We start from the raw sequence: 18256 nt of genomic DNA on the forward strand, positions 1-18256 counted from the left end.
AGGAGTGCTTTGATTCGAAACCCACGAGACTTACGTAACCCCGCTGCGAGCCTGCTGGGCGCCGCCGGGCTGGTAGCGGTTTTCACCCTAATCTCGCGCGTTTTCGGATTTCTGCGTTGGCTGGCGCAGGCTTCGTGGGTGGGTGCCGCCGAAGTTGGTAATGCATATGCTTCGGCCAACCAAATCCCCAATGTGATTTTTGAGGTTGCGGTGGGCGGGGCACTCGCCTCGATAACCGTGCCTTTGTTGGCCAAGGCGATTGCTCGCAATTCTCGGCAAGAAGTTAGCGGCATAGCTTCCGCCTTGTTGACCTGGACTTTAACGATTCTGATTCCCCTGGGGTTGGTGCTATTCCTGGCGGCCGATCCGATTGCGGCGCTGCTACCGGCCTCGCGTGGTTCGGATTGGGCGGCGCAAAACGCTTTAATGGCGCAATTTTTGCGGGCTTTTGCCATTCAGATTCCGCTTTACGGGCTGGCGGTGGTGGCGGGGGGGATTTTACAGGCTTACGACCGTTTCGCGTGGCCAGCCGCGATGCCGGCGTTGTCCTCGCTGGTGGTGATGCTGGCCTATGGACTCTATGGGTGGTGGTCGCGCGCCGATACCTTTGATGCCCGGGCGCTAAACGTGCTGGGATGGGGTACCAGTCTGGGAGTGGCGCTGTTGGGGGTGCCGTTGGTGATTCCCTTGGTGCGACTGGGGCTAAGATTGCGGCCGACTTGGGTGATGTCCCGGGCGCAGTTGCGTCAAGCTCTGGCTTTGGGGGGTTTTGGAATCGGATCGCTGTTGGCGGCGCAGGGCTACATGTTAGCGGTGTTGGTTCTGGCACGCTGGGGCGGGCAAGTCGGCACGATTAATGTCTTTCAATATGCCCAAGCGGTTTATCTGCTTCCATATGCCCTGTTTACTTATCCGGTGGCTACGGTGGTGTTTCCCCTGTTGACACGTAGTGAAGCGGCGGGGCAGCACCAAGAGTGTGCCCAGTTAGCTGCGGCATCTACCGCGTTGATTACAGCCTTGGCTGTCCTGGGAGTGGCGGGCCTGGTTGCAGTGGCTCCGGGGATGGCGGCGATTTTTGCTTGGAATCGTCCGATCCCTGGTTTGGAACTGGCGATTGTGGCGGTGAGTCCGGCTTTGTTGGGCTATGCCTTGCTCTATCACCTTTCGCGGGTGGTGATTGCCTTGAATCGGGCGGTGCATTCCCTGGTAGCAGCTTTGCTGGCTTGGGGCGTGGCGGCGGTAACGGCCTGGATTCTGATTAAGGTTTTGGTTCCCGGCTTGGGGGCGGGTGCGGAGTCTTTGTTGGCTTTGGGCTGGGGACAGACAGTGGGGATGAGTCTCGCGGGGGGATATCTGGTGGTGGTGTGGCAGCGGATTCAACCTGGGGGGTGGCGTGTTGTGAGCTTAGCTCTGGTAGTTACCTTGCCGTTGGCGGTTTTGGGGGCGGCGGGGGGGCGCCTGATTTACAGGGTGATAGTCGCGTTGGATGTGCCCCTGGCGGTGTTGTGGGCGACATTAGCGGCGGGTGCAGTGGTTGTGGCGGTGAGCCTGCCGGGTTTGTACTTGGCTTCGGTTCAATTTCGCGGGGTAGTTCGCCGGGTTCGGTCGGGTGGGGTTGATAAAGTGGGGTTCATGAGGTGTCATCTTGAAAACGAAGCCACTGAATCTTTGCGCTTTCCGAAGTCTTCGGAGGGTGACCAGTCGTGAATATCTTGATGGTTGTGGGTAAAGCCAGTCATTCTATGGGTACTTTCGTGGCATCACTTTCCGGGGTGCTTAGCCTCCAAAACGAGGACGATATTTCCATCATTGCGGAACCTACCACGGCGAAGCACTACCGTTTACAGAGAGTGTTGCCCCTGTGGGTGATACCAACGTGGAAGCCGCACTTGATTCGCTCTAATCTGAGCCGTATCAAAAGGGCTCGAGCCGCGATTGCGGCAGCCGATGTGGTACATGCGCACGGACGTAGCGCGGCAATCTATGTCATGTTATTGACGGCTTTCATGCCTTCGCGTCCACCCGTGTTGGTGTCCTTATATGAACTGGCTGATGAACGTCAGGATACACTGGCTTCTAAACTGTTTTTCCGTTGGTTGGGTACCAAAGCCAGTCGTTTGACTGGGTCGTCGCTGAACTTGGCGGCGACTATTGATGCCCAAACTTCGACTGATGCCTCGGTTTCTTTCCTGGTTTCTCCCCGGGTCGAGAAACTACGTGCCAATCCGTTATCCAACCGCAGACAGCGCGTTGAACGCTGGGCACAGCTAGCACAAAGCGAGAGGCTAAAAAATCGTGGCCAGTTGGTGTTGGTGGTGGGAAGTGTCGAAGCGGAGAAACGCCTGGATTTGTTTGTAAAAGCGATGGAAAAGGTGACTTACCCGGCTACTGCCGTGGTGGTGGGGGATGGGAACCCCCAGTTGTTGGCACAACTGCGTTCTCAGGGCACCGATGCTCAGGTGTCTTTCTTGGGGTGGCGCAAAAATCTTGATGTTTGGTACGAGGCTGCCAGTGTCCTGGTAGTGACCTCGCAATGGGAATCCCTGGGGTTTGTGGCGCAAGAAGCCATGAGTCAGGGCTTGCCGGTGGTGGCCGAACCGGTGGGTAGGTTGCGTGATATTCTGCTGTCCACTCGTGATGCCACCGAGTTGGCGCGCGGGGATAGCGTGAATTTACCACCTGAATCCGGGGTGGGGGGGTTGTTGGTTCACGCCGCTAATGTCGAGGAAACCGCCGCCGCTATCACCCGTTTGCTGTCCGAACCGGAACTGTGGTACGAAAAACAGGCCGAGGCGCGTCAGCGTTCCTGGGATTGGCCTACCATTGCCGATATTTCGCGCAAGTGGTTGCAATATTATCGTCAGGCAATTGCTAATACCACTAAATCCCGACGAGTCTTGGAATCCCAGCCAGCACCTCATGAACCCGACCTTTCCCCAGTCAACCCAGCAAAGGTGGGAATGTGATGCGAATTATCCAGGTACTCGGGTCTTCCGCCGGGGGGCGGGGACAGTATGTTGCAGCGCTGAGTCGGGAAATGTCCGCCTTGGGGCACCAAATCTGTGTGGTGGCACCCCGGGCAACTTTGGAGCGATTTGATTTTCCGAAAACCCTGGCGATGGGTAAGCGTCGACTGGGATTTTCGCGGCGTTTTTTGAGGCTCTGCCGGGGTGCTGACGTGATTCACGCCCATGGTTATCAGGCGGCGTTGCTGGTCGCGGGGTGTTTCGAGTTATTCTGGCGTAAACATCGGCAACACCCGGTTTTTGCCATTACTTGGCACAATGAGCTCTTGACCCATGGCTGGCGCCGTCGCTTGGATTTAGCGCTGGCGGGATTCCCGCTGGGCTTCGCTACGTTGGTCAGTGCTGTTAGCAATCAGCTTTGCGACCAGGCTCGCGAACTTGGTTGTGCGGAGGTTTTTTGGTCTCCGGCTCCTTCCTTGAAAGTGCCGCAGTTGTTGGCGCAGCCGCCCGTAGCGGCGGAATCGAAACTGGAGCTCCGTCGAGCTTTATTCGCTGACGCTCCTGGTTTTGATGTGAATCTGCCTTTGGTGATTAGTGCGGCGCGGTGGTCGGAACAAAAAGATTTGGAAACTTCTGGGGCGGCTTTCGTGGCTTTGCACACCCCAGTCAACTGGGTGGTGTTGGGCGATGGGGATCCGGAATATGCCCGGCGCGCGGGACTGGTGGCAGCGGGGCGTCGGGTACAGCGCGGGGAGCAGTTTTTGCTGCCCGGCGCGGTTGCCAATATGGAGGACTATTTGCGGGCGGCGGATGTGTTTGTGTTGACTTCCAAATCCGAAGGCTGGCCTTTGAGCGTGCAGGAAGCTATGGCGGCGGGTCTGCCGGTGGTGTCCACCCCGGTGGGGGGCGTGCCCGAGATTCTGGGCGGGTGCGGTTTCCTGGTGCCGGTTGGGGATGCTGCGGGTTTCGCTGCCTACATTGAGAGTGCTCTGGGGGATGCGGGTAAACGTCAGGGGTCGGCCTCACGGCAACGCGCGGCGGGCTTCGAAACCTTCGCTACCCTGGCACAGTACTGGCTGCGGCGTTATACTGCGCCCCATCACGCTGTTGAGCACACCATATAGGATAACCGTAGGTTGGTGGCTGTTGTGGCTAGGGATTGAGGTTGCGGGGTTGCGGGATGCTCGGGCTTGGGTGATGATGGAAAGATGACAAAGCAAGAAACGGAAGTTTTGACGGATGTTAAGACCGTATTTCCGGTATTGGAATCGCGGGAAGTGTGGCACGGACGCGTGTTCTCGATGCAAAGCGAGCGTGTTCAATACGGCGGGGGTGTGGCGGTGCGTGAATTCGTGAAACACCCCGGGGCGGTGGCGATAGTGCCGCTGCGCGAGGTTGCTTCGGAATACAATCCAGAAGGACTTCCAGAAGTGCTGTTGATTGACCAGTATCGGCATCCGGTAGGTGCTACCCTATGGGAGATTCCCGCCGGGTTGTTGGATATTCCTGGAGAGGATCCCCTGGTGGCCGCGAAGCGTGAGTTGGCCGAGGAAGCCGAGCTGCGTGCCGGGCGCTGGGACGTGCTGGTGGACTACTTCACCACCCCGGGTGGCTCCACCGAATCACTGCGCGTATTCCTGGCGCGCGACCTTGAGTCCATCCCGCTTGCCGAACAGACTTTCGTGAAGCAAGACGAAGAGGCGTTCATGACTCGGCGTTGGGTGGGGCTTCATGAGGCGCTAGCCGGCATTTTCGCAGGTCGGATACATAACCCTTCCGCAGTCGTGGGTCTTTTGGCAACGCAGTATGCGCTGCAAGCCTCTCATGAACTGAGAAAACCTGAGGCGCCGTGGCTAAGGTGAGTCCGGGTAAGCCCCTCGTGAAATAAAACGGCAACCTTGAGGTGCGAGCAACCCGAGCTGTCAAGCAGAAATCAGACAAGCTAGATAATTGTGACATAAGGGGTTTACGCAAGACGTGTCTTGCGAAATGTGCTAGATTTGGAGATGCTCGGTCAGATAGGATTGAGTGCCTTCAAACGATGGCAATAATGACGGCAACAAGGTAAGGGGGGCTGATGGAAGCGCAGGCGGATGACATCGGCACTCGCCAAGTCGTACTGGACTTGATTATCGAAAAAGGCCCCATTACGGCTTCTACCTTGGCTAACATCTTGAAACTCACGCCGGCAGCGGTGCGTCGGCACCTGATTTACCTAGAGAGCACCGGGAAAATTAAGAATCTGGAACCCGTGAATGCGGCCGCGCGCGGCAGGGGACGCCCGGCACGTAATTATGTGGCCACCGACGCGGGACGTGCCACCCAGCCCGACGGATACTCCCAGATGGCCACCAAAGCATTGGGATACTTACAGCAATTTGGTGGGGACGACGCAATAGAAGATTTTGCTCACCACCACTCTCGCGAAGTGGAACGCCGTTATGCTCCCGTGGTACATGCGGCGGGCGAAGACCCCGAAGCCCGAGTCACAGCTCTGGCAGATGCCCTGGCGCAAGACGGATACGCCGCCACGGTGCGTCACACCAAAAACGGGATTGCGTTGCAAATCTGCCAAGGCTCGTGTCCGGTGCAAGATGTGGCTAAAAACTTTCCTAAACTATGTGAGGCGGAAACCGAAGCATTCTCACGGCTGCTGGATACCCACGTCCAAAGACTTGCGACCCTCGCAGAGGGCGATCACGCTTGCACCACGAGTGTGCCTCTGCTGGGGCGGACACCGAACCTGGTCAGCCAGATAAAAGTGGCCGCGCGAGCTAGAGCGAGACGAAAGGAAAAAGATGAGTGAAACTCTGATGAGTTCAGAGCAAAAGAAACGTAGCGACGACGAGATTATTGAGTCAATTTCAGATAAATACGAATTCGGGTGGCACGACTCTGACACCGCCGGGCAGGCGGCCAAACGTGGTCTGAATGAAGACGTGGTGCGGTATATCTCCAAGATGAAAAACGAGCCGGAGTGGATGCTGGAAACCCGGTTGCGGGGGTTAGAGATTTTCGAGCGCAAGCCCATACCCGCCTGGGGGCCAGACCTGAGCTTTCTGGATTTCGACCAGTTTAAATATTTCGTGCGTGCCTCGGATAAAGTCGCGCAATCCTGGGATGACCTGCCCGAAGACATCAAGGAAACCTATGACCGATTGGGGATTCCCGAAGCGGAACGCAAACGCTTGGTCGATGGGGTAGCCGCCCAATACGAATCCGAGGTGGTCTATCACCAAATCCGTGAAGATCTGGAAAAACAAGGCGTGATTTTCCTTGACACTGACACGGGACTCAAGGAACACCCCGAGATTTTCCAAGAATACTTCGGTAAAGCCGTGCCCGCCGGGGACAACAAGTTCGCGGCACTCAACACCGCCGTCTGGTCAGGAGGCAGCTTCATCTATGTCCCTAAAGGGGTGCAATGTGAGATTCCGTTGCAAGCCTACTTCCGTATCAACACCGAGAGCATGGGACAGTTCGAACGCACCCTGATTATCGCCGACGAAGGAGCTTATGTTCACTATGTGGAAGGCTGTACCGCCCCGATTTACAAGTCTGATTCCTTGCACGCCGCCATCGTCGAGATATTCGTGAAAAAGAACGCGCGGGTGCGCTATACCACCATCCAGAACTGGTCAAACAACGTATTGAACCTGGTCACCCAACGCGCTATCGCCGAAGAAGGGGCAACGATGGAGTGGGTCGACGGCAATATCGGCTCGCGCATCAACATGAAGTACCCCTCGGTGTACCTGACCGGACCGCATGCCCGGGGCGAGGCACTTTCCATCGCCTTTGCCGGGAAAGGCCAGTACCAAGACACGGGTGCCAAGATGATTCACTTCGCTCCCAACACGTCTTCGCATATTGTCAGCAAGTCGATTTCCCGCCAGGGCGGACGCTCGGCCTATCGCGGGTTGGTCGCCATCGACAAGAAAGCCAGCGGGTCGAAATCCAATGTGCTGTGTGACGCACTGCTGGTGGACACGATTTCACGCTCCGACACGTACCCATACGTGGATGTACGCAATGACGAAGTGGAAATGGGGCACGAAGCCACCGTGTCCAAGGTCTCCGAAGACCAACTGTTCTACCTTATGAGTCGGGGTTTGACCGAGACAGAAGCCATGTCTACCATTGTCCGTGGTTTCGTGGAACCCATCGCGAAAGAACTGCCGATGGAATACGCCCTGGAACTGAATCGATTGATTGAACTGCAAATGGAAGGATCGGTGGGGTAATGCCAGAAGTCTCTTTGCATAACCCCGGGGTCGCCCCGGCACCAAGCCGTTTCACCTCTACCAAACTGGCGGATTTTCCGATGCCACACGGGCGCGAGGAAGCCTGGCGGTTTACCCCGATTGACCGCCTCGAAGGTTTACTGGCCGACACTCTCGACGGCGGAGTGCCCACATATCAGTTGGCCGGAAAACCCCTGAATCTAGGCCAGTCCATCACTTTGGGGGTGGCCACATTTGCGCTCGCACCTCATGAATCCGACACCCCATTAGTTGCCGCACCTTTCGACCGCGTCGCAGCGGTGGGCTGGAACAATATCCGCGAAACCATGCGGGTAACCATCAACGGACACGCTCCCCAACCAGTGTTCTTGGATGTACACGCCGGCGAACCAGGCAGCGCCCCCGTGGTGGGACACCTCGAGATTGTCGCCCGGGAGGGCTGCGACGCCACCTTGGTGTTGCGCCACACCGGCAGTGGGCAGCTGAACGAAACCGTGGAAATCCTGGCGGAACGCCACGCTACTCTGCGAGTATTGAGCCTCCAAGAATGGGAAGCTGATGCTAAACACGTCGCCACCCACCAGCTGAGACTTGCGGAGGGTTCCACCATACAACACGCAGTGGTGACGCTCGGTGGAGACACCGTGCGGATATGCTCGGGCGTGACCCTGCCGGAGCCACACGCGGATATAAATATGCTCGGGTTGTACTTTACGAATGCTGGGATTCACCACGAACAGCGGCTGTTCATCGACCACGTAGCCGCCGGCTCGAAATCTCGGGTGACCTATAAGGGAGCCTTGCAAGGCCAGGATGCCCACGCCGTGTGGGTCGGGGACGTGGGAATAGGACCGGTGGCCTACGCCACAGATTCCTATGAATCAAACCGCAACCTGGTGCTGGGTAAGGGGCCGCGCGTTGACTCGGTACCCAACCTCGAGATTCACAATGGCCAGATAGAAGGCGCGGGACACGCCTCGGCTACGGGACGTTTCGACGACGAACAACTGTTTTACCTGATGAGTCGCGGCATTGCCCCGGCCGAAGCAAAACGCCTGGTGGTAAAGGCATTCTATGCCGAGTTGCTGAACCAGATGGACGTGCCCGAACTCGCCGCGCACGTGCTGGAACTGGTGGACAACCGCCTGAGCGAAGGGAGTCTGCAGTGAACGCGGTGTACCCCGTTGCAATTGACGGGAAAATGGTGAAAATCGATTTGGGAGCATAAGGAGAAAACGTTGTCAGTCTTAGAAATTAAAGGCCTCGAAGCCAAAGTTGAAACCCCCGAGGGATCCAAGCAAATCCTGAAGGGCGTGAACCTAAAGATTCAATCCGGCGAAGTTCACGCGGTGATGGGGCCAAACGGGTCGGGTAAATCCACCTTGAGTTACGTCCTGGCTGGCCACCCCATGTACGAGGTCACCGGGGGAGAAGCACTGATTGACGGGCAAAACATCTTGGAGATGACTGTCGATGAGCGCGCGCGTCTGGGATTGTTCCTGGCGATGCAGTACCCCGTCGAAGTACCCGGGGTGTCGGTGTCGAACTTCTTGCGCACCGCGAAAACTGCGGTAACCGGCCAGGCTCCGCCGGTGCGCACCTGGTTGAAGGAGCTTAACGCGGCTTTCCATGACTTTAAGATGGAAAAGGAATTCGCGTCGCGGGACTTGAATGCGGGGTTTTCCGGGGGGGAAAAGAAACGCCTGGAAATCCTGCAGATGCAGCTGTTACAGCCGCGTTTCGCGATTTTGGATGAAACCGATTCTGGTTTGGACATTGATGCCCTAAAGATTGTCTCGGAGGGTATCAACCGGGTGCATGATGCGAATAACACCGGAATTTTGTTGATTACGCATTATTCGCGGATTCTGCGTTATGTGCGTCCGCACTTTGTTCACGTTTTTGCCGAAGGCAAGGTTGTGGCCGAGGGCGGGCCGGAATTAGCCGATGAACTGGAGGAAACCGGCTACGACAAGTTTGTCTAGGCCGACGGTCGCGCGGTTCGTGGGGTGTCATGTTTCGTTTGCTGGTTGGTGGGACGGCTGCATGATGCGCCAGCCCGGAATCCCGGCGAATTTCAAGGGAGGAATCCGGGATGAATTCAGTAATCCCCGGCAGAAAGGAATCAAGAGATGAGCGATTTTAGCGAGGCGGAACTGACCCGGATTCGCGCCGATTTCCCAATCCTAGAGGTGCCTGGCCGTAACGGTCAACCTCTGGCTTACCTGGATTCCGCCGCTACCTCCCAGAAACCCACGGTGGTGCTCGATGCCCTCGAGGATTTCTATCGTCAGCACAACGGGGCGGTACATCGCGGCACTCACCAGCTGGGTGATGATGCCACCGCCATGTTCGAGGATGCTCGGCACACCCTGGCGGATTTCTTTGCGGTTGCGGACTGTGAGGAATTCGTGTGGACCAGCGGCGCGACCGAGGCCTTGAACCTGGTGGCCTATGGGTTTGCGGCGGCGACTTGGGAGGGACGTGGCGGGTCGTTTGCCTTGCGCGAGGGGGATGAGATCGTCTATACCCGAGCCGAGCACCACGCCAATCTGGTGCCGTGGCAACTGGTGGCTCAGCGCACCGGGGCGGTGGTGAAAACCATCGACTTGCAATCCGACGGGCGCCTGGATTTGTCGCGGTTGGGTGACATTATCACCGAGAAAACCCGGGTGGTGGCTTTTACCCATATCTCCAATGTGACCGGCGCGGTTACCGATATCGCACCCCTGGTGGCGGCAGCACGCGCCGTGGGAGCGGTGGTGGTGTTGGATACCTGTCAGTCCGGGGCGCATTTGCCGTTGGATTTGCCCGCGTTGGGGGTGGATTTCGCGTGCTTCTCGGGGCATAAAATGCTCGGTCCCACCGGGGTGGGGGCGCTGTGGGGACGCCGGGAGCTGTTGGAGCAACTGCCGGTGTTCCTGGCCGGGGGATCCATGATTGAAGATGTCACAGTCGAGGGTTCCACCTTTTTGCCGGTGCCGTATCGTTTCGAGGCTGGCACCCAGCCGGTCGCACAGATTGTAGGCTGGGCGGCGGCTTTACAGTATTTGCACGATTTGGGGATGGATCGGGTGGCAGCTCATGAAGCCGTGTTGACTGCTTATACTCTGCCGAGACTCGCGGAAATTCCGGGGGTGAAAATCTTAGGATCGCGTGACACGGCGAATCGCGCCGGGGTGTTGTCCTTCGTGATGGAGGGGATTCATCCGCATGACTTGGGACAGTTTTTGGACTCTCAAGGGGTTGCAGTGCGGGTGGGGCATCACTGTGCGATTCCCCTGCATCGGTTTTTCGGGGTCAGTGCTTCGACCCGGGCGACTTTCGCCCCCACCACCACCCGCAGTGAAGTCGACCGGTTCTTGGCGGCTTTGCCCGAGGCTCGGGAATTTTTCGGGGTCGGCTAGGATGGGTTGAGATAGGTGCGGATTCATGAGGCGCTAGCCGGGATGCCGGGATGGCACCTCATGAACCGGTCGAAAAACATTACGGGACAGTGAAAGGGAAACGATGAACGAACTTGAGAGCCTCTATCAACAACTGATATTGGAACAGTCCAAGGCGCGCTACGGTGCAGGAACCCTGCCGGGTTGGGGAGCGAGTTCGCACCAGGTGAACCCGACTTGCGGCGACGAAGTGACCCTGCAAGTCGAGATTGCGGATGGCAAGCTCAAAAACTTGGTGTGGGACGGTTCGGGATGCTCGATTTCCCAGGCTTCCTTGTCTATGATGTACCAGCTGGTGGCCGGGAAAGACCTGGATACTGTGGTGGACTTGGAAGCGGATTTTTCCACGATGATGCATTCGCGTGGACAAGAGGTTGACGATGATTTGCTGGATCGACTGGGGGATGCATCGAGCCTGCAGGGTGTGTCGCGTTATGTGAACCGGGTAAAGTGTGCGCTGTTGGGATGGATGGCTTTGAAAGAGGCGATAGCGAAGGCCGAGGCTGGTTTGGCGGGTACGGCTTCGGGGGAGTCGGCGCATTGTTGTGCGACGGATTAGTGGCTTGGTAAATAGTGAGTGGCTTAGTGGTTTCTAGGAAAGGGACTCGGTGATGAGTGAAGACAAGCTGAGTGATGAACTGTTGGCATCCTTGGATAATCCGGGTGATGACGGTAAGGTGGGCGCAAAGGTGCCGGTTACGGGGGTTGGCTCGGAGACTATTACGGTGATGAACCCGGCTTTGGCGGCGGCCTTGGGTGAAGAAGCCGGTGGAGATAGTGCCGCAGAACAACAGCTGACGGCCGAGCAACAGGCGCGCGTGGACGAGATTATGGAAGCCCTCAAGGACGTGATGGATCCAGAGTTGGGGATTAATATTGTCGATTTGGGCTTGCTTTACGGGCTGCATCTGGATGGGGATGATTTGCTGTTGGATATGACGTTGACTTCGGCGGGGTGTCCGCTGACAGATTTGATAGACCAACAGTGCCGGTTTGTGTTAAATGACTTGGTGGATGCGGTGAGCATCAACTGGGTGTGGTTACCGCCCTGGGGCCCGGATAAAATCACCGATGACGGGCGAGAGCAACTGCGCGCCCTCGGATTTAACGTGTAGCCCAGGGCGCGGCCATCCCCCGCTGAGCGGTTGCCAGCTTAGACATTAGGGGAGGCACCGCCGGAAGTATCTGGGGCGGTAGCACTGCCAGTGTTGCCGGTACTGGCCGCTATCAAGGCCTGCTTCAAGTCGGCCTTCATCTGGAGCATTTTCTGGCTGGCCGCCACGCGCGAAGCCGCCGCCTGGCGGGTAATCTCGACCGAGGAATGAATCGTCTCAATCAAGTCTTGGTTCGCGGCTTCCAAGGTTTCGATATCCACCGTGGAACGCTCGGCTTCCTGGCGTACTTCCAGTGTGGTTTGCTTCAGCTGGGCGGCGTTTTGGCGAATCATTTCGTTAGTGGCATCCGACACGGCCTTTTCAACCGCCAAAGCATCGCGCTGTTTCTGCAAGCCCAGCGCAATCACGGTTTGGGAGCGCCACAGGGGCAACGTGGAGTGAATCACGTCGTTAATCTTTTCGACCAACAGCTGGTCGTTTTGCTGAATGAGTTTAATTTGGGGCGCAGTCTGCAGTGACAGGGTCTGGCTGATTTTCAGGTCGTGCACCTTTTTCTCGAAGCGCCCTACATTTGCCTCGAAATCTGCCACCGCTTGCACTGCCATCATGTCACCGGAGTTCTTGGCTTCCTCGCGCAGACGCGGCAAAGTATTTTCCCGTAGATTCTGAATCTCGCGTTCTCCGGCCTCGATATACAGCGTCAAGTTGTGATAGTAATCCAGATTCTGAGCATACATCTTGTCAAAAACCGCAATCTGGGTCGTCATTTCTTTTTGTTTACTCTCGAGCCGCGCCGCAATCGCATCCAGCTGTTGGGAAAGGGTTTCGTAACTGGCCATAAAGCGCTGTACCTCGGTTTTGCCTTTTCCGAACATCTTGGCCAGAAAACCACCGCTAGTTGGTTTGCTATTTTGTACTTGTACCAGCATATCCGTGAGCATCTGCCCAACCTCGCCGCCGTCCTTGGCTTTGACTTGGGACAGAATCGAATCCGAGAACTCCGCGATATTCTTTTGCGCCCCCGTCCCGTAAAGCGCCAAAGTGGAAGTATCCTGCAGATTGATTTCTGCGCGAATCTCGGCGATTTTCTGTTCATCAACGGCGCTTAACTCCGGTATATCACGTTTCACCAGTTCCAGAGCTTTTTCCTCGGTGGGAACCTCCGTAGTGGCGGTGTTCACCGGTGTTTTCTTCATCAAATCGTCGAGGCTGATATCGCTCACAGTTCTCTCCTTATTATTACTTAGTAGTGGTTTATCGGTTTTAGTTCTGGTTATTTTGGTGGATTCATGAGGTGCCATCTAAAATTCAGAGCTCACCTCCGAGTTTCACGGTTTTTTCCAATAACTCAGACTGGGCTTCGAGTTCCAAGATTTGATTATTGTGATAAGCAGCAAGTTGTTTTTGAAAAATCGCTTCTAAATAATCCAAAGAATCTTTCGTGCTTTTTTCAATTAAGGCGTGTTTCTCCGGTTCTAATTCGGCCTTAGAAAGCAAAGTGTAGTTAGCCATAGTTTTAGCGAGCATCGGGAAATAATACTCCAAGAAATGCTCTGACTTCGACAGGGCGGCGGAATCGGTTTTCACGTAACTCAAAATCTGTTTACTTAACTTTGCCAGGCGGGAGGCCTCTTTACGGAATCCACGCATCCTAAAAGCATTCTTTTGGATCTCTAAAACACTGCGACGTGCGGACACTTCAATGTCCTTCAACCTTTGATTCAGGGCAGCCTCGTCCAATACGAGCTTACGGCGTTTTTTCCGCTGGCTCCTCATGAACCGTAAAACGGCAAACGCAACCACCGAAACACCCAAGGAAACCCACCAGGCGACTTTGAACCCCGCATACAGGACGGCAAACAGCACTGCCGCCAGTAGCGCGAACAGAAATGACATCAGCTAACGATCCTTCCCGTTTTACAAAGACTCCTTAGAATTCTAACCCGCGAACTAGGCACTTGCTAGATTTTATCAAGAGTGGCGCGATGCTACGTGATTCTGTGGATACAAAACGGGCGAGCCACACTAGAATCGGGTTATGGAAAATTCAAAGAAATTAATACTCATGCGCCACGGCAAGGCCGATTTTGCAGCCTCCGACTTCTTGCGTCCCCTGACCGAGTATGGGCGGGAACAAGTCCGGCATCAAGGCGAAAACCTGGTAAATATTGTGGGAGTGGTTGATTTAGCCATCGTGTCGGCAGCAGTGCGAGCCAGTCAAACCTGTGATGAACTGCGGCGCGGCGGCCTGCAGATAGCGAAACTCCAGTTTGAACAAGAACTTTACGACGAAAACTATGCCGATACGGTTTTGAAACTCATCCACGAAGTCGAGCCGCAGGTACAGACTCTGTTAGTAATTTTCCACCAACCGGCCTTGGCGGAACTGTCCCTGAAACTGAGTCTGGCATCTAGCGACAGTCAGGCCGTGATTGATGCCCGGCAAGCCCCCGCTTCCTTTGTATGGGGCACGGTTGATGGCGACTGGGCGGAGCTGGAATCGTGGAAACTGGGCGGGATTGTCGAACCGATTGACTGAGATTTCTGGATTGGGACACTTGACGGGAAGCCCCTCATGAAAAGCGTCCCACCAGCGGCACCGGATGGTAGGCGCCTCCGGCAGGGAAACTGGCGGAAAACAGCGTATAGAATCGAGGTATGGGCACCCCGGCGCGCTGTAACACGACCCAAGCGGGTCAACGCATCTACATGGCGATTGACCTGAAGTCCTTTTTCGCCTCGGTAGAGGCGCGTGAACGCGGGCTTGACCCGATGAACACGAACCTGGTGGTGGCAGACGAAACCCGCACCGAAAAAACCATCTGCCTGGCAGTTTCCCCGGCGTTGAAAACCTTTGGGGTACCAGGGCGCCCCCGCCTGTTCGAGGTCATTGCCCAGGTAAAAGCCGTGAACCGAGACCGTGCCCGCCGCGCGTCCCAGCATCGGTTGGCGGGTTCCTCATATTACCTAGACGAACTGCGGGCGAATCTCGCGCTGGCTGTGGACTACCTGGTGGCAAGGCCTCGGATGAAACTGTATATGGAAACCAGCGCCACGGTACTCTCGCGCTACCTGCACTGGGTTTCCCCGGCTGACGTGCATGTTTATTCTATCGACGAGGTGTTTATTGACGCTACCGGCTATTTGGAACGCTACCGAGCGACCCCCGTCGAGTTCGCCACGAGGCTGATACACGACGTATATGCCCACACGGGTATCACCGCTACGGCCGGGATTGGGGAAAACCTGTACCTGGCGAAAGTTGCGATGGATATTTTGGCCAAACACGCCGAGGCTGATGAACACGGGGTGCGCTTGGCAGAGCTCACCATGCGCACGTACCGGGAACAATTGTGGACGCACCGACCCTTGACGGACTTTTGGCGGGTGGGACCGGCCACTGCTCGGAAGCTGGAGGCCATGGATTTATTTACGATGGGCGACGTGGCCAGGGCTTCACTGGGGGAGCGCTATGACCGGGCGAACGAGGAAGCGCTGTACCGCATATTTGGGGTGAATGCGGAGCTCTTGATAGACCACGCCTGGGGGTGGGAGCCGACCACCATCGCGGACATCAAGTCATACCATCCCCAGGCAAAATCCGTGAATGTCGGCCAGGTGCTGCCTAGGGCTTACGAATTTGGTGAGGCGCGGATGATTGTGCGGGAAATGGCGGACGGACTGTCGCTGGATTTGGTGGACAAGGGGCTGACCACCGACCAGGTAGTGTTGACAGTCGGCTATGACACCGAAAACCTGGCTGACCCGGCGCGGGCGGCTGCCTACCGGGGAGAGGTGAAACGTGACCACTATGGGCGCCTGATACCAAAACCGGTGCACGGCAGCGAGAACCTGGGGCGAGCGACTGCTTCCACCCGGCTGTTGCTGGAGGCTGTGACGCGGTTGTTTGAACGGATTGTAGATCCGGGGCTTTTGGTGCGTCGGATGTATGTGTCGGCTAGTCATATCCGCCGTGAGGAGGCGCTGGTGCCGAGAGTCGACGTTGTCGACGTTGCCGACGGCTCCGGTGTCGTTGGTGGTACTGGGGGCTTCATGAGTGGCGAGCCGAAATCCCCGGGCGTGGGGGAACAGCTGGACTTGTTTACGGATTACGAAGCCTTGGCGGCGGTGGAAGCAGTCGAACAAGCCGCCCTAGTTGCGGAACGTCGTAATCAAGAGGCGCTGCTGCGGATAAAACGCAAGTTTGGCAAGAACGCAGTTTTTCGGGGTGTGAACCTGTCTGCGGGGGCGACCGCCCTGGATCGCAACCGGACTGCCGGGGGGCATCGGTTATGAAATCGGTGCGTGATAGTGGTGCGTCTGGTGGGGTTTCGCGCGGGATTCATGAGGTGCCAGCCGGGGCGGCGGCAACTTCCGGGGGGTTTTCCCCGGTTTCGAATCCGGAATCTCTGGCCAGCGTGGAATGGCAGCGTTACGCCGATATTATCGCCCTGGCACCTCATGAACCCCGCAGCCACCCGCGCATGACGCGACACGACCGCGCCGCGCAATTCGCCCCCTACGCGCCACTGACCAGTTTCGGCAAGGTACTGACCGATGCGGCGCTTAACGGCACCGTGCCTGGTGGTGACACACTAGCCGAAACTTGAGTAGAATCCATAGAATGACTCGATTTTCCGCAGCGGCGGATCCCGGTGACCACTTTAATCACGTCTGTATCTAGAACATGAGGACACGGTTGAGGTAAATCTGGCGGTTTATGAGCCCCCTACTCCTCATATTTGCTCCCAAAATTTGAATCTTTTTTGACTTTTAGGAGTATAACATGAACCCCGCAGCCATCCGCGTATGACGCGACACGACCGCGCGGCGCAGTTCGCCCCCTACGCGCCCCTGACCAGCTTCTGCAAGGTGCTCACGGACGCTGCGCTAAAAGGTGATTCCAAATTTGTAGCGGGGAAAGATAAAATTGCTGAAACAGACGGTAAACCTAGGGGAGTCTCATGAAAAAGAAAAACAATGTAGTTTACGCTTTGCTCTCGACACTTGCGGTGGTGGCACTGCTGGGGGCGTGCACCGGTAGTGCGGGGGGCGGAAAAAACGGGGCACAGGCAACTGACAACGGTGACCTATCGGTGGAGAAGGTATCCGATGTGGGGGACACCGGCGGAGAATCCGTGAATGATAGGGGCGCTAAGAGCTCGGGATTGGAAACTCACAGCGCTAGGCCGCCACAGGTCAAGGTGCGCGGACAGGTTTACCAAGACACCGGTTACGTCAACAGTGCTGTTACCTGCGGAACCACCAGCGGAAAAATTGTGAGCAGTGTTGATAGCTGGAAAACCCCAGAAAAAGATGATGAATCCAACTTTGGGGTTGGTTTCGGCTACCAACGCTGGGATTCGGGGTACCTGAACGTACGCAAAGGCGACAAGTGGTTGCTGTTTCAAGATATTGCTATGAACAGTTCGACGATTCCACAGGGGGTAGCCAACTTCAGCGCCAAGGTCGTGGAGACTGACGAGGATCGCCTACTGGTGCGCGTGAGCGAGATACCCGAGGAATACAAGTGGGTTTTTGCCCAAAAATCACAGACAACCCCGCCAGATAAGAACCTGATTAAGCCCATAGCCCTGCCGATAGACAATTTGGATTACTCCAAAGACGGGAAAACCGTGACCGCCGAAGGCCTGAAAGGCAAAACCGTCAAGGTCTGGTTCGACGGCACGGTAACCAAGACTGAACCGGAAATGTCTTACCCCGCGCAGTTGGGCAAAGTTTACAAAATCGTTGTGCAATAAATCGGACGGGTTCATGAGGCACCCATTGGAATTTCAAGCGTAGCCACGCAAGGGAGACGGATGACTTTAGAGAATTTATGATATGATTTCATATCATATGGAGGAGTGCTTGTGAGCGAAATTGCGGTTCATCCACGGATATTGCGGCGGCACCCTGAGTTATCCTCTAGTGATGTGGTCGCCGCGATGCGCTCCGCGTTTCGTTACAAACAGCGCCCCAGCGGTGAATGGGTAGCAGTGGGCTTGGATGGGAACAGTCGCCTGGTCGAGATGGTGTACCTGTACAATGCGGAGAGGGATTTATTTTTTGTGTATCATGCGATGACACCTCCGAGTCGAAAGACATTGCTGGAACTGGATTTGGAAAGGAGATAGCAGTGACCAGTATTGAAGAGTTTATGAATGCGCAAGGCTTGACTGACGAGATACTGGATCAGATGGCAGCGCCTTATGAGAACGGGGATTTCGAACTCAGCGGAGGAACGGTGCATGTGGGCTCGCATATTGATGCTGTGGGCAAGAAAAGGGTTACCGTTGTGTATCCTGCCGCAGATACGCGCCGAGTTGCGGCGCTGGCACGGGCACAAGGGGTGCGTCCCTCGGATATTTACCGTACTGCGCTGTCACAGTATTTAGAGCGCAAACCGAGTGTGGTCTAGATTCTGAGTCCGGATTAACACCAGGAAACGATTAGCACCCGTTCATGAGGCACCCATTGGAATT

The 18256-nt window shown here is 56.3% G+C and carries 19 protein-coding genes; 17 read left to right on the forward strand and 2 right to left on the reverse strand.

The window, feature by feature from the left end; all coding sequences use genetic code 11:
• The first annotated feature begins 9 nt into the window (after positions 1-9).
• The 11 genes from murJ (at position 10) to F4555_RS03525 (ending at position 11771) form a co-directional block, all read left to right on the forward strand.
• Complete coding sequence (murJ, locus tag F4555_RS03475) at positions 10-1707, forward strand: murein biosynthesis integral membrane protein MurJ (protein ID WP_103758998.1); 1698 nt, start codon at positions 10-12, stop codon at positions 1705-1707.
• Positions 1704-2966, forward strand: coding sequence for a glycosyltransferase family 4 protein (locus F4555_RS03480; protein ID WP_103758999.1), 1263 nt, complete (start codon positions 1704-1706; stop codon positions 2964-2966). The genes murJ and F4555_RS03480 overlap by 4 nt, the downstream gene beginning before the upstream one ends.
• On the forward strand, positions 2966-4090 hold the full coding sequence (locus F4555_RS03485; RefSeq protein ID WP_103759000.1) for a glycosyltransferase family 4 protein: 1125 nt from the start codon (positions 2966-2968) through the stop codon (positions 4088-4090). Before F4555_RS03480 ends, F4555_RS03485 begins: the two co-directional genes overlap by 1 nt.
• 84 nt (positions 4091-4174) lie before the next feature.
• A complete protein-coding gene (locus F4555_RS03490) occupies positions 4175-4828 on the forward strand; it encodes an NUDIX domain-containing protein (protein ID WP_004016927.1) in 654 nt (217 codons plus the stop codon).
• 215 nt (positions 4829-5043) lie between these two features.
• Complete coding sequence (locus F4555_RS03495; RefSeq protein ID WP_004017868.1) at positions 5044-5772, forward strand: helix-turn-helix transcriptional regulator; 729 nt, start codon at positions 5044-5046, stop codon at positions 5770-5772.
• On the forward strand, positions 5765-7210 hold the full coding sequence (gene sufB, locus F4555_RS03500; protein ID WP_004012580.1) for a Fe-S cluster assembly protein SufB: 1446 nt from the start codon (positions 5765-5767) through the stop codon (positions 7208-7210). Before F4555_RS03495 ends, sufB begins: the two co-directional genes overlap by 8 nt.
• Complete coding sequence (locus F4555_RS03505; RefSeq protein WP_004012579.1) at positions 7210-8379, forward strand: SufB/SufD family protein; 1170 nt, start codon at positions 7210-7212, stop codon at positions 8377-8379. The genes sufB and F4555_RS03505 overlap by 1 nt, the downstream gene beginning before the upstream one ends.
• A gap of 69 nt (positions 8380-8448) precedes the next feature.
• On the forward strand, positions 8449-9195 hold the full coding sequence (gene sufC, locus F4555_RS03510; RefSeq protein WP_103759001.1) for a Fe-S cluster assembly ATPase SufC: 747 nt from the start codon (positions 8449-8451) through the stop codon (positions 9193-9195).
• A gap of 147 nt (positions 9196-9342) precedes the next feature.
• Positions 9343-10617 (forward strand): SufS family cysteine desulfurase, encoded by a 1275-nt coding sequence (locus F4555_RS03515; RefSeq protein ID WP_004016926.1) that lies wholly within the window; start codon positions 9343-9345, stop codon positions 10615-10617.
• Positions 10618-10720: 103 nt separating this feature from the next.
• Positions 10721-11215: a Fe-S cluster assembly sulfur transfer protein SufU gene (gene sufU, locus F4555_RS03520; RefSeq protein ID WP_004012576.1), complete on the forward strand. Its 495-nt coding sequence runs from the start codon at positions 10721-10723 to the stop codon at positions 11213-11215.
• A gap of 49 nt (positions 11216-11264) precedes the next feature.
• Positions 11265-11771, forward strand: a complete 507-nt coding sequence (locus F4555_RS03525) for a metal-sulfur cluster assembly factor (protein WP_004012575.1) — start codon at positions 11265-11267, stop codon at positions 11769-11771.
• 38 nt (positions 11772-11809) lie between these two features.
• Here F4555_RS03525 and F4555_RS03530 read toward each other — a convergent pair whose 3' ends face one another.
• Positions 11810-12994, reverse strand: a complete 1185-nt coding sequence (locus F4555_RS03530) for a toxic anion resistance protein (protein ID WP_004014867.1) — start codon at positions 12992-12994, stop codon at positions 11810-11812.
• Positions 12995-13079: 85 nt separating this feature from the next.
• A complete protein-coding gene (locus tag F4555_RS03535) occupies positions 13080-13667 on the reverse strand; it encodes a 5-bromo-4-chloroindolyl phosphate hydrolysis family protein (protein WP_004017839.1) in 588 nt (195 codons plus the stop codon).
• A gap of 142 nt (positions 13668-13809) precedes the next feature.
• Between F4555_RS03535 and F4555_RS03540 the strand changes: the two genes are divergently transcribed.
• The 6 genes from F4555_RS03540 to F4555_RS03565 all read left to right on the forward strand — a co-directional run bounded on the left by F4555_RS03540 (position 13810) and on the right by F4555_RS03565 (position 18192).
• Positions 13810-14310, forward strand: coding sequence for a SixA phosphatase family protein (locus F4555_RS03540; RefSeq protein ID WP_004017921.1), 501 nt, complete (start codon positions 13810-13812; stop codon positions 14308-14310).
• Positions 14311-14429: 119 nt separating this feature from the next.
• Positions 14430-16067 carry a Y-family DNA polymerase gene (locus F4555_RS03545; protein WP_115326073.1) on the forward strand — a complete coding sequence of 546 codons (1638 nt, stop codon included), beginning with the start codon at positions 14430-14432 and terminating at the stop codon, positions 16065-16067.
• Positions 16064-16381: a hypothetical protein gene (locus F4555_RS03550; protein ID WP_004012570.1), complete on the forward strand. Its 318-nt coding sequence runs from the start codon at positions 16064-16066 to the stop codon at positions 16379-16381. Before F4555_RS03545 ends, F4555_RS03550 begins: the two co-directional genes overlap by 4 nt.
• A gap of 354 nt (positions 16382-16735) precedes the next feature.
• Positions 16736-17533, forward strand: a complete 798-nt coding sequence (locus tag F4555_RS03555) for a hypothetical protein (protein ID WP_004012568.1) — start codon at positions 16736-16738, stop codon at positions 17531-17533.
• 111 nt (positions 17534-17644) lie between these two features.
• Entirely contained in the window at positions 17645-17908 is a 264-nt protein-coding gene (locus F4555_RS03560; protein ID WP_036342313.1) for a hypothetical protein, read from the forward strand.
• A 2-nt stretch (positions 17909-17910) separates the two neighbouring features.
• Positions 17911-18192 (forward strand): ribbon-helix-helix domain-containing protein, encoded by a 282-nt coding sequence (locus tag F4555_RS03565; RefSeq protein WP_004014873.1) that lies wholly within the window; start codon positions 17911-17913, stop codon positions 18190-18192.
• Positions 18193-18256 lie beyond the last annotated feature (64 nt).

Origin of the sequence: Mobiluncus mulieris (assembly GCF_014204735.1) — a bacterium.
GTDB classification, from domain to species: domain Bacteria; phylum Actinomycetota; class Actinomycetes; order Actinomycetales; family Actinomycetaceae; genus Mobiluncus; species Mobiluncus mulieris.